Source organism: Bacteroides difficilis, assembly GCF_048319815.1.
GTDB lineage: Bacteria > Bacteroidota > Bacteroidia > Bacteroidales > Bacteroidaceae > Bacteroides > Bacteroides zhangwenhongii.
This window is the reverse complement of sequence record NZ_CP182814.1, coordinates 4,878,709-4,890,716: the sequence shown is the minus strand read 5'-3', so window position 1 is coordinate 4,890,716 and position 12,008 is coordinate 4,878,709. Positions and strand designations below refer to the sequence as shown.

Here is a 12,008-nt window from a genome sequence, read left to right as displayed (position 1 = left end):
TATGGCTGTATGCCTGGAGAAACGAAGCGGGAAATCCGACCTTACAGCTGTATCATCAGAAGAGTGAGGAGCATGAACACTGATGCACGATGAACGACAAGCCTAAGGGTCAGCTTAGCAATAGAGGCATCAAGCCAAAAGAGGACAGACATCAGAGGATTGGCGATAGCACTGTCATCATGCTAAGACCAAGTTCTGTGTCCGACAAGGAAGAGTCGCAAAAGACAGACGAGTAAAACCAAAAGGCGAAATGACCATTCCTATAACAAGGTACAGAGACGCTTAAAACGGCGAAGGGACTTTGGCGACGTATCGCTATACAGGTGTCGAAGCATCGCTTCTATAACAGGACTGGAGCAAGTGAGCAAACCGCACAACTTGCTCCCAAGGTATTTCAGTTACAACAGCCATAACCTCATTGGAGGATTGTCCTAAAAGAGTTTTTGCAGTCAAAGGAAGAAAGAGTCTGCAAGCCACATAGCCAACAGACTCTCTCCTGATTATTCACAGATGACAACATCATCCTTGTACTCCGTCACTTCCTTGCCGTTGATGAGCTGGACAATGACCTCACAACCCAAGTCCTCGACAATCGTTCCCTCTGTCTGACCTCTTCGGGGATAAAGCAAGGTGCAGAAACACCCTACAACGCCGTCCAACTGCTCCATGTCTATCGTTGCCATATCCGTTCCTCCTTGTTAGCCGAATGTGATTGGATTGATGCAGAAATTCGTGTCCTCTGCCTCATACTCGTATTCATTGATGAAGTCAATCATCTTCTGTTCGCTTCTTCCGTCCTGTGAGACACCAGTCTTCTCACACCACAACTTGATAGCATCACCAAAGGTGGAGTAAGCACCCTCACAATCCTCAAAGAGTTCTCCGTATGCAGTGACGTAGCACTCTTCGGGGAAGAAGTCGTTCTCATCGTGCGTATAGAAGATGTCGCAACCTGGCTCAACCTCTCGCCAACTGATTGAAAGTTCATCGCCAAGTGCCTTGTTCACCTCCTCAAAGAACAAGTCGCATGAAGACCAAGCACTTTCGGTGTCAAAGGACAAGAGGGCATAATCGTCTTCCACGTTCTCCTCATACTCTGCCCAATAGATGTGTCCTCTCACCGAGATGCCTTTCTTCTCGTAGTCAATGCCATAGTGTTCTGCCAAGAGATACAGATACACATTATTACTGTTCACCTCCAACTCTTGGAGTGTGTTCCAAAGGTCTGCCACGGCTTTGCGTGAGCCTGTCACCTTGTACTGAGTGTCGCAAATGTTAGCCATAAGATAAAATTTTTATTTTCTTCCCTTATGTAGAACCAACTACCATCGGGATTGATTAAAGAATTATGTTGCCCCAAAAGGTGTTATGGCTCATCAATGCAAGGTTTTGCCGTCAAATACTACCTCTGCCACAATCAGAGCGTGGAGATTTCACGGACAAACCACAGGCACCGACCTTGCAGGATGAACGCCATGACAGGTACCTTTGCAACACAATTCTTATCAAAGCCCGATGGGGTGGTACATGGCAGACTGCATGGTACAGCAGTGTGAAGTGACGTTATAGGTGGAGATAAGGCTATAAGAGGTTTTTGCAGTCAAAGGAGAAAAGAGTCCACAAAGTGCAGTATCTACAGGACAAAAACACTTTAGTTTACCTTGGTTAGCTCTTATATATATGCTAACCTAAAGTAAACTGTATATATGTCCGTCTAAAACCCGAAAACCGTACGGGTCAGCTTACGTCAGAAACAGAAGTATAGAACCATAGAAGTGGTTCAAGAAGTCTTTCTTCCTTTGACTGCAAAATATTATCTTTGCACGAATCATAATTGCCCTGTAGGATTTAATATAATTTAACACTCTTTGTTGAATGCAAGGAAGAACAGCTTCAATATGCTGAATATCAGTAGTATAACATTGTGTTAACCCTTAATCTGTAGAAAAGGATGTTATCATACAAAGTAATGTCCATTTGTACTTTTTCTATATGGTTTTATACTTACATTTGCATATCATTTGTATCTTGATAACAGTAACTAACTGATTATCAATATACTTTATATTTGAGGAGGTCAAATGATTCCGATAAGTAAACAGATAATAAACAATAAACAAAAGCGTGCAGCTCAATGAGTTGCACGCTTTTTGCGTTCAGAAGTTTCTTGCGATACTTTTTTTATATTTGGTATTATCGGGAAAGAAGTAAATCGGCTAATAGAACCGCTGTTTCTGGTTCATCTTTCGGTGCTTCTTTAGGTTTCCATGCTACAACGAATCGAACAGAGGCAGATTTTACTTCATATCCTTTTTCTTTCCATTCCGCCAATGTATTCTGCATATTTTGTGATAATTTGGCTACTGGTTTATTGGTTAATGAATCATACAAGACGAAATTGTCGTAGTTTAAAAGATCTCCGCCTCTTAATGCCAATACCTCTCGTTTAAGTTTTTTGAAGAATCCCAGATAGACATCTTTATGAGAGAGTTGTAGAACAATCTCTTCGGGCATTGCATACTCTTTGGAGTCAATAAAATACTGGTCTACATTTAAATGATTAAAACAATTGCTATTCGTATGTATAGACAGTCTGTTTTTTGCACGTGTTATTCCCACGTAGTATCGACGCATCAGGTGAGCATCTTTCAAATAATTGTCAGATATAAGCATATATACGTTGTCGAACTCTTTGCCTTTGGCTTTATGAATGGTCGATATCACGACATCTGTACCTGAAACATCACAGAAATCTTCTACCGATGATTCAAATACAAACTCTTTGAAGTCACTAAGGTATTTTACTTTGTTGATTTGTTCAAATAGTTCCACACAACGCTTTACATACACCAAACTTTGACTTCCGTTGTAAGTGGAAAAAGTGGTATGTTTGGCATCTTCCCATAATTCTTCCGGAATCAGGGGTGTTTTTGTCCGTTTGTCTATATATCTTAGGAAATATCTTATTTCGGCCATATTCCAAAAACGGAAACCATCCATAGATTGTACTAACTTGCTGTTTATTCCATATTTTCGTAAGAGAGCTACTAATATTACAGCTTCTTCGTTTGTCTGGGTGAGTACACACGAAGTGCCATTCGTCTGATGTTGGACTAATTCTTCAACGAGTGGCTGATACATATACTTTGATTGATAGTATGTCACTCCAACCCAACCATTCTCTTTTTTCATAGAGGTGATTGGGATGCTTTTCATTCTTTTACTGATACTTTTCACAAATCCGTTGGCGAAATTCACCAGATAGTGCGCACTGCGATAATTCTCAGTCATTTCGAAAAACTTGCTTCCGGGTTCCTTTGTCAGCCGGTACATATATTCGGAATTAGATCCGCGAAATTCATAGATATTTTGGTCATCGTCGCCTACTGCTATCATGCGCATCTCCTCGTTATTGGTCATTAGGGCCTTTACAAGCTTATATTCGTCAGTGCTCATGTCTTGAGCTTCGTCTATGACTAGCACCGTCTTACCAATTTTGTTAGGTTCCACTTCTCCCTGATTAATCATTTCGGTAGCTTCTGCGACGACGTTTTTGGTATCTTCAAGATTTCCTATTCTTCCTAAAAGATCAAAGCAATAAGAGTGAAATGTCTTTATCTCAACAAAGTGGGCGGCGTTGCCTATCAGCTCCATGAGTCTTTGTTTGAATTCGGTTGCGGCTGCCCTTGAAAACGTTAACATCAGAAGTTGTTCATGTTTTACATCTTCGAGCAGTAAGAGTGATGCGAGTTTGTGAACTAGCACACGTGTTTTTCCGCTACCGGGACCTGCTGCGACAACGATGCAACGTGAATCTTTGTCGGAAATGATTTCCATTTGTCGCTTGGATAATTGACCGAATAATTGCTTGTATTTCTGTGGTGTCAAGTTACGCTGTATTTCACTGACTCTTTCCCCCTTGAAGTATTTTGTGATAAACTTCTTGTAATCCATTTGGAAATAGTCTTGAACATATTGTAAGGCCGAATTGTAATCTCTTACCATCAAGTTGGCATATTCCCCCACAATATGAACTTGTTGAATCTTCTGCTTGTAGAATTCATTAAGCATTTGGTAGTCATCCTGCTTGTATCTCGATTTATTGTCCTTAATTCTTTGAATATTCATAGCATTATAAAGGACCAGGAAACCTCCTTCGAGTTTCAGTGCACCAATTTTCGACAGATAAAGAAGTGCTTCCTCCACGTCTTCCAATTGTATGTTGTCAAGCTCGCTGAAAAGGGACTGGGGATTTGACTTTATTTGATTTAGAAGTTCTACTACAGAAAACTGAACAGCTTTGTTTTGTGAGATTTGCTTTTCTGTATCAGCAGTCAACTTATATAGCCATTCCACTGTGAAACGGCTTATTTCCAATCGCTTTTCAAAACGTTTGATGGTTGATTCCATATCTGTTTGACGGCTGATTTCCATATTATGGACCGCATCTTCTTTCTTACGGATATATCCCTTGATTGTGAGGAAATAGAGTAACGTTCGGATGTCTTTTTCTTTAGATGTATTGATACCGTCGTTTGTTGCATCGTCATTCAGTTGCTTGCATGATATACGTAAAGATTTGTCAGGAATATGATTGAGGATGTATTGTTCAAGTTTCGCAAAACGTTCGAGGAGCGTGCGCGATTTTCGTTCCGATTCACCGGTATCTAACAAATAGGCGGATATGTCTTTACTGTCTGCCAATATACCTTCTTGTCGCATTCTCTCCACAACAGATATGATTTCACTCTTGCTTATCCCCAGTATATCTGCCAGATAATCAATTCGTGATTCAGCTTCTGAATCTTGGGCTTTGGCAATATGTTTCTGTGAAATCAGTGATTTGATGATTCTGACGGCTTTCTCTATCTCGTCACTGCCAAATAGTAGTGACGCTGATATGCGTTTTCTTGCTTCGTCTATATTTTTAACTGTGATACCTGTAGCATATACATGAGGTACATTATTGCCTCTTACCAAGTATCCACTTTGTTCCAGAGTTGCTAAAGCTGTCCGTACGCGGGTCTCAATATCGGATACAGAATCATCCCAACCTGCCTGTCGGGCAATCTCCAGTGCAGAGCAGCTAACTTTCATGCGTTGTCTGGTGAGATCTTTTACAGCTTTCCATACCTGTTGAATTTCACTAATACTTAGTTTTGTCTGGTTCAATAGTATAAAATGCTTGTCTAAGTCATTATCACTATAAAGCACATAGCAACGTGCGTTGAGGCTGGGATCACGGCCAGCCCTACCTGCTTCCTGCACATAATTCTCCAATGAATCGGAAATATCGTAATGTACCACAAGTCCGACATCCTTCTTGTCGACTCCCATACCGAAAGCTGATGTTGCCACGATGATGCGTACTTGGTCATTCATAAATGCATCTTGATTGGCAATCTTATCATCAGAATCCATTTTGCCATTGAATGGCAATGCTTTATAACCGTCACGAGTCAATTTGGCAGCCAATTCTTGTGTACGTTTGGTACGTGATACATAAACGATTGTAGGACAATCGGATTCTGCTACAAGTCCTCTCAGTTTTAAATATTTGTCATCGTTATTTTCAGCATGTATGACAGAATAACGCAGATTGGTCCTTGAAGCCGTTGATGCAAATAATTCTAAATCTAAATTCAAGGTTTGTTTGAAATAGTCACAAATGTCTTGTACCACTTTCTGTTTTGCCGTAGCGGTGAAGCAGGAAACGGGTATTGGCTTTTTACATCTTTTGTTTTGTTGGTATTCTCGGATAAATTTGCCTATGTAGAGATAATCAACCCTGAAATCTTGTCCCCATGAAGAAAAACAATGTGCTTCGTCTATTACAAATCTCACAACATGGCGTGCCATTAAAATCTTTTCAATGGTTTTTGAACGAAGCATTTCGGGAGATATATACAAAAGTGAAGCTTCTCCGTCTTGCACTCTTTGTATTGATAGTGCTCTTGTGATAGGATCTAACAATCCGTTGATAGTTACCGCATCAGTAATACCTCTATCAGCAAGATTATCCACCTGATCTTTCATCAATGATTGTAGTGGCGAAATGACGATTGTGAGTCCGTGCACAGAACGTCCTTCCATAAGTGCGGGCAATTGAAAAGTAAGCGATTTTCCTCCACCGGTAGGAAATATTGCCAATAGTGATTTGCCTTTTACTGCTGCTTGGGCAGCTTGCTCTTGAAGCGGTTCGCCTTCGTATGTACGGAATTGTTCATATCCAAAGAATGTTTTCAAGTTATGAAGCACATTCAGTTGCGTATTACAGTAAACGCAATTTTCGCTGCAACTGTTATGACGCAGGAGTTTTACGACAAATTCTACTTCGGGATAATTGTGCAGTACCCATCCGGGAGTGATGGAGCGGTAGTCGGTGGTGTCAATTAAAGCCAGAGCGTATGCCAATTCACATGGACGCCGTTCAGTTAACATCTCAATATCAGCATGCTGGCAGATCTTATTCACGTAAAGTTTTCTTATGAGATCGGGTACTCCTTCATTGATATATTTCGCACCTACCATACTAAGAAATCCTTCAAACTCTGTCTTGCCTTTTAGTAACGATGCAAATAACGTACGTTTTTCGTCCGGCAACGAATTCCAACGTGCTATTTCGTCCAGTAGCAGAGCTTTTGCTTTTTCGCAATCATTCACAGGGTTGTTCATCTGCTCGCTGATCAGTTTGTCATCTTTTACAAGCTTATGATAAGGGCGTTCCGGAAATAATAAAGGTGATACATAAAGCGTATCGACAAAGAAGCAGTGGAATGTTTTATCGGTAAACAGATACTTTGCATCATGATGGATGATATTATGTCCGCAGATATAGTCTGTATCACCAAGAAATTTGAACAGCTCTTCTTTCGAAGATTTATGAAATGTTGCACCATCATGACGGAGTGCCCCAATATCATGGATTTTATGATCTTTCAAACCAATTTCAACATCTACTATGGCATAACGTATGGCATCAAATGGCACAGATGTGTTTTTATTGTTGATTACATGGTTGGTGTCCTCATCTTTTCCGATTCCTATAAGTCTGCTCCATATTGACATATATCCAATAAATAAGTTGTTTTATAATTGAATTTATTATGTATCTGCATCTTTTTATTGTTTGGGTATAGCCCCAATATTGTTTACAAAGATAAAAATAAAACTGAATAATCGGTTAAAATCACTGCTTTCTTTTTATATATCTATACCATTTGTTTTGCCGTTCAATGAGATTACTGTAACTTTGTGTCCGGTTTAAAAAGATTGTATATTATGGAGTTACCTAAAGATCCGATGATGCTGTTTAGCGTTATCAATATGAAATTGCGGGATTGTTATTCTTCGCTTGATGAACTTTGTGAAGATATGGATGTAGATAAGGAAGAGCTGGTGAGTCAATTAAAAGCCGCAGGTTTTGAATATAGTGCAGAGCACAATAAATTCTGGTAACGGCCTTTTCTTTAATTTACAGACTAACAATCTATCCGAATATCCGAAACGTCTCCATAAGCTCTGCCAAGAGCATGGAGACGTTTTTTTTATCTTATTATTATTCCCTTCCATATCCTTCACTTGTTAATAAAAGCAAAAAGCAAGATTCTGTATTTAACTTCCACACTTTTATGCGTTCTAATAGACAAAGTTCAGAAAAAGAATCGATGATAAATGAGAATAAAATCAGAGAAATTTGTGCCTCGAATCGCGAACGGGGATTCAAGATGTTGATGGACGTTTTTCAGGAGCCGATATACAATTATATTCGTAGACTGGTTGTATCTCATGAAGATGCAGAGGACGTACTTCAAGAAGTGTTTATCCGCGTGTTCCGGCACTTAGACCAGTTCCGTAGTGAAAGTTCTTTGAGTACGTGGATTTATCGGATCGCGACAAATGAAAGTCTGCGTTTGCTGAATGACCGTAAAGAAGAAGGAAACGTTGCCTCTGAAGAGATTCAAGAGGAATTAATAAACAAGTTGCAAGCTTCTGATTACATTGATTACGAGAATGAGTTGGCAGTGAAATTTCAGGAAGCTATTTTGAGTTTACCGGAGAAACAACGTCTTGTGTTCAACTTGCGTTATTACGATGAACTCGAATACGAAGAAATAGCACGAATCTTGGATAGTAAGGTGGAAACACTTAAAGTAAACTACCATTATGCTAAAGAGAAAATAAAGGAATACATATTAAACAGATAGAAGGATGAAAAAGGATTTTGATTTTGACGATATTGGAAAACGTACCCCTTACCGTACTCCTGATGGCTTTTTCGAAGATATGCAACGGAGAGTGATGGAGCGTGCGGGAGTAAAGCAACGGCGGAAGTCACATTTGAAACTGATTGTTTCTGCAGTTGTTACGATGGCGGCAATATTAGCCGGATTCTTATTCGTTCCGTCCTTGCGTCAGATAAATGACGTTAAGTCGCCTTCTTCGATATTGGCTGTCGATAGAAGTAATGGTACGGATGCGGTAGATAAGTGGATTAAAGAATTGTCGGATGAGGAGTTGGAAGAGCTCGTCAGCTTCTCTGAAAACGATATATTTTTAAATTAAGTAACTCAATCAATTATTTAAAACGTAAAGATTATGAAGATGAAATTTATTTATGTACTTTTGGGTGCTCTCCTGTTGGGGAGTCAGATGAGCCTTTCTGCTCAAAACAATGATAACAGAGAAAAGAAACAGCGTCCTACGCAGGAACAAATGGTGCAGATGCAGACCAATCAGATGGTTAAAACGTTGATGTTGGATGATGCAACAGCAGCTAAGTTTACTCCTGTCTACGAGAAATATCTGAATGAATTGCGTGAATGTCGTATGATGAACCGTAAGCCCAGAGCGGAAAAAGCACAAGGTGCGGAAGCAAATGCTAAAAGAGAAGGTCAACGGCCGTCTATGACTGATGCGGAGATAGCAGCGATGTTGAAGAACCAATTTGCTCAGAGTCGCAAAATGTTGGATATTCGTGAAAAGTATTATAACGAGTTCAGCAAGATACTTTCTCAGAAGCAGATTATGAAGATCTATCAACAGGAGAAAAGCAATGCGAATAAATTCAAAAAAGAATTTGACCGTAGAAAGAAGGGACGTAAACCGGGACAAGGACACCATGAGGGACAGAAGCCTCGTGCTCCGCGTCAAGGTGAAAAATAAAGATTAGGTTTATTATTAGAGTTTTATTTTACTAAATCGACACAAAATTGAACATAGGCAGCCATATTTGTTTTTTTCAGCGGCGTTTGATTAGTTGTTATGTCTTCTTGCTGATTATCAGTTTGGCTGCTTATGCGCAGTCCGGTGGAAAGCGTTTCTCCGGACGTGTCGTTGATTCGGAAACCTATCAGCCGGTACCGTTTGCTACGGTCCGGCTTTTGGCTTTATCGGATAGCTCACTGTTAGTAGGAGGGGCAACCGATGCGGAAGGTAAATTCCGATTGACCGTTGCCGCTCCCAAAAATAAGTCTTTGTTGCTTCATGTCTCTTTTATCGGATACACTGCGGTTTATCGGGAAGTATCGCCTGTAGCGGACAGCCATAAAAATAATTTGGGTGATATACCTTTAGCTCCGGAAGTAATTGCTTTGGATGAAACCGTTGTGGTAGGACAAGCGCCTATGGCGGTAACCGAAGAAGATACAACCGTCTTTAGTGCGTCTGCTTTTCGTACTCCCGAAGGTTCGATGTTGGAAGATTTAGTGAAGCAACTTCCCGGTGGAGAGATAGATGCGGACGGAAAATTGTTGATTCATGGAAAAGAAGTGAAGAAGATTTTGGTAGATGGAAAAGAGTTCTTTTCCGACGATCCGAAAGCGGCATTAAAGAACCTCCCGGTGGAAATGGTGGAAAAGCTGAAAGCGTATGAACGTAAGTCTGATTTAGCACGTCTTACGGGGATTGATGACGGGGAGGAAGAAATGATTCTCGATCTGTCTGTAAAAAAGAATATGAAACTCGGCTGGATGGAGAATTTTATGGGTGGATATGGAAGCAAAGACCGTTATGAGCTGGCCAATACATTGAACCGTTTTCGAGACAACTCCCAATTGACTATTATTGGAAACCTGAATAATACGAATAATCAGGGATTTTCTGAGATGCAAAAAGAATCAGCGGTCTCCAGCGGTAACCTGCGTACACAAAAAGGACTGACTACTTCCCGTTCTTTAGGTATTAACGCTACATACGATTGGCAACGCGTTAAATTTCGTTCGAATATTCAGTATGTAGGTACGGACAGGCTGGAAGATAGCCGTACGACAGTCGATAACTTTCTCCGTCAAGATAAGTCGATAACACAAAGTACGGGGCGCAATCGCCTGAAAAATGACAATCTGATCGCAAATGCGTTTTTGGAATGGAAGATGGATTCTGTTACAACCTTAATCTTTCGGCCCCAATACCGTACTGCCGCGAATGACAGACGTAACGGTAGTTTCCAGCAAGGGTGGGGGAATGATGTTTTGCTTAATGAGAAAGAGTCATCCGGAACCAATCATAATTCTTCGTACAATGTAACGATGATGATGCAACTCAGCCGTAAACTGAGTCGGATGGGGAGAAATATAGCCTTGAAAGTGGATTATGGAAGTAATGCCTCTTCAACGGACAGAAAGAATCTTTCTACCACGCATTATTTTAAGAACAATACGGAAAAAGTTCAGAATCAAAAGATAGAAGACGAAATAGACGGCTATAATTATCGGGTACAACTGGTCTATGTAGAGCCGTTACCTTGGTTGCATTTTCTTCAGTTCCGTTACAGTTATCAGTATCGGGCGAATAATTCCGATCATTTCGTCTACAATTGGGATAAGTATCTGGACGAATTTACTCCCGATTATGATGAAGAGGCAAGCAACTGTTTCGAAAATCAGTATAGCAATCACTTGTTTAATGTTGCGGTTCGCACTTCCCGAAAGAAATATAACTATAATATAGGTGCCGACTTTGAACCTCAGAAGTCTGTGAGCCATTCCGTATTGAAGGATGATCCGGAAAATCAATTGGAAAGATCTGTTTTTAATTTCTCTCCTACCGTCAATTTCCGTTATAAGTTCTCCAAGCGCACCCGTTTGCAAATAGTATATCGGGGAAAGAGTCGCCAACCCAATATACGTGATCTGCAGCCTGTGACAGATCGTACCAATCCTTTGAACATCCGGGTGGGTAATCCTTCTTTGAAACCTTCTTATATAAATACATTTACGTTGAATTTCAATTCCTACAATATGAAACGTCAACGGAATATGGTTGCCACCGCTTTGGTTGAAAACACGATTAATAGCGTAACCAATCAAGTGACGTATGATAGCGAAACGGGGGTACGGACCACGACTCCACTCAATCTGAACGGGAATTGGCGGGCTTTGGGCTCTTTCTCCCTCAACACTCCTTTCAGAAACCGAAGCTGGATATTCCGCACCTACTCGTATCTGCAATACCGGAATCAGAATGGGTATACCACTATCAATAAAGAAGCTCCCGTGAAAAGTACTGTGAAACATCTTACCGCCCGTCAACGTCTGCAATTAACGTATCGGACAAAGCAGATGGAGATCAGCGCACGTGCCGAGTTGCTTTATAATAATTCGCACAACAATGTGAAAGAGACGCGTACGGAAACGTATGATTATCGTTTCGGGACGGAAGTACAATATTATCTCCCTTGGGGAATGGAATTGTATACCGATCTTACCTATTTCCAACGTTCCGGCTATGGCTACGAAGGTTATGCTCGGGAGAATCTGATGTGGAATTGTCAGTTGTCGAAAGCCTTCTTGAAGCGGAAACAATTGTTGCTCCGCTTCAAGATATATGATATGCTCCGTCAGGATGTTTCAATGATACGTACCATTACCGCTACCGCTATCCGTGATACGGATTACAACGCTTTGGGTTCTTATTTTATGGTACACGCTATTCTACGCTTGAATCTGATGGGACGCTAATTGGAAATTAAATCTTCATTTGTCTGAAACCACTACCCTGTTTTGGTT

General features: G+C 40.6%; 9 protein-coding genes. 6 read left to right on the top strand and 3 right to left on the bottom strand.

Translation table 11 applies throughout. The features are described from left to right. Window positions 1-500 precede the first annotated feature (500 nt). Window positions 501-683 (bottom strand): hypothetical protein, encoded by a 183-nt coding sequence (locus ACNOGP_RS19135; RefSeq protein WP_004319908.1) that lies wholly within the window; start codon window positions 681-683, stop codon window positions 501-503. Between the two features lie 15 nt (window positions 684-698). Continuing rightward, the gene (locus ACNOGP_RS19130; protein WP_005816332.1) at window positions 699-1,283 is read right to left on the bottom strand and encodes a hypothetical protein; all 585 of its coding nucleotides are present in this window, start codon (window positions 1,281-1,283) and stop codon (window positions 699-701) included. A 65-nt stretch (window positions 1,284-1,348) separates the two neighbouring features. Here ACNOGP_RS19130 and ACNOGP_RS19125 point away from each other — a divergent pair, with 65 nt between their 5' ends. After that, entirely contained in the window at window positions 1,349-1,561 is a 213-nt protein-coding gene (locus ACNOGP_RS19125) for a hypothetical protein (protein WP_007837487.1), read from the top strand. A 632-nt stretch (window positions 1,562-2,193) separates the two neighbouring features. Here ACNOGP_RS19125 and ACNOGP_RS19120 read toward each other — a convergent pair. Continuing rightward, entirely contained in the window at window positions 2,194-7,068 is a 4,875-nt protein-coding gene (locus ACNOGP_RS19120; protein WP_418213523.1) for a RecQ family ATP-dependent DNA helicase, read from the bottom strand. 213 nt (window positions 7,069-7,281) lie between these two features. Here ACNOGP_RS19120 and ACNOGP_RS19115 point away from each other — a divergent pair, with 213 nt between their 5' ends. From ACNOGP_RS19115 to ACNOGP_RS19095, 5 genes are all read left to right on the top strand, one after another. Further along, complete coding sequence (locus ACNOGP_RS19115) at window positions 7,282-7,458, top strand: DUF4250 domain-containing protein (RefSeq protein WP_143866765.1); 177 nt, start codon at window positions 7,282-7,284, stop codon at window positions 7,456-7,458. Window positions 7,459-7,667: 209 nt separating this feature from the next. Beyond that, a complete protein-coding gene (locus tag ACNOGP_RS19110; protein ID WP_195475473.1) occupies window positions 7,668-8,207 on the top strand; it encodes an RNA polymerase sigma factor in 540 nt (179 codons plus the stop codon). Between the two features lie 4 nt (window positions 8,208-8,211). Next, a complete protein-coding gene (locus ACNOGP_RS19105) occupies window positions 8,212-8,565 on the top strand; it encodes a hypothetical protein (protein ID WP_007758808.1) in 354 nt (117 codons plus the stop codon). Between the two features lie 33 nt (window positions 8,566-8,598). Beyond that, window positions 8,599-9,165 (top strand): hypothetical protein, encoded by a 567-nt coding sequence (locus ACNOGP_RS19100; RefSeq protein ID WP_007756023.1) that lies wholly within the window; start codon window positions 8,599-8,601, stop codon window positions 9,163-9,165. Window positions 9,166-9,212: 47 nt separating this feature from the next. After that, window positions 9,213-11,960: a TonB-dependent receptor gene (locus ACNOGP_RS19095; RefSeq protein WP_418213522.1), complete on the top strand. Its 2,748-nt coding sequence runs from the start codon at window positions 9,213-9,215 to the stop codon at window positions 11,958-11,960. The last annotated feature ends 48 nt before the right edge of the window (window positions 11,961-12,008 follow it).

Excerpts from the sequence above, each read along its gene's own strand:
- ACNOGP_RS19105 (WP_007758808.1), top strand. The coding sequence starts at position 8,212 with ATGAAAAAGGATTTTGATTTTGACGATATTGGAAAACGTACCCCTTAC.
- ACNOGP_RS19125 (WP_007837487.1), top strand. The coding sequence starts at position 1,349 with ATGTTGCCCCAAAAGGTGTTATGGCTCATCAATGCAAGGTTTTGCCGT.
- ACNOGP_RS19120 (WP_418213523.1), bottom strand. The coding sequence starts at position 7,068 with ATGTCAATATGGAGCAGACTTATAGGAATCGGAAAAGATGAGGACACC.
- ACNOGP_RS19135 (WP_004319908.1), bottom strand. The coding sequence starts at position 683 with ATGGCAACGATAGACATGGAGCAGTTGGACGGCGTTGTAGGGTGTTTC.
- ACNOGP_RS19110 (WP_195475473.1), top strand. The coding sequence starts at position 7,668 with ATGATAAATGAGAATAAAATCAGAGAAATTTGTGCCTCGAATCGCGAA.
- ACNOGP_RS19100 (WP_007756023.1), top strand. The coding sequence starts at position 8,599 with ATGAAGATGAAATTTATTTATGTACTTTTGGGTGCTCTCCTGTTGGGG.
- ACNOGP_RS19115 (WP_143866765.1), top strand. The coding sequence starts at position 7,282 with ATGGAGTTACCTAAAGATCCGATGATGCTGTTTAGCGTTATCAATATG.
- ACNOGP_RS19130 (WP_005816332.1), bottom strand. The coding sequence starts at position 1,283 with ATGGCTAACATTTGCGACACTCAGTACAAGGTGACAGGCTCACGCAAA.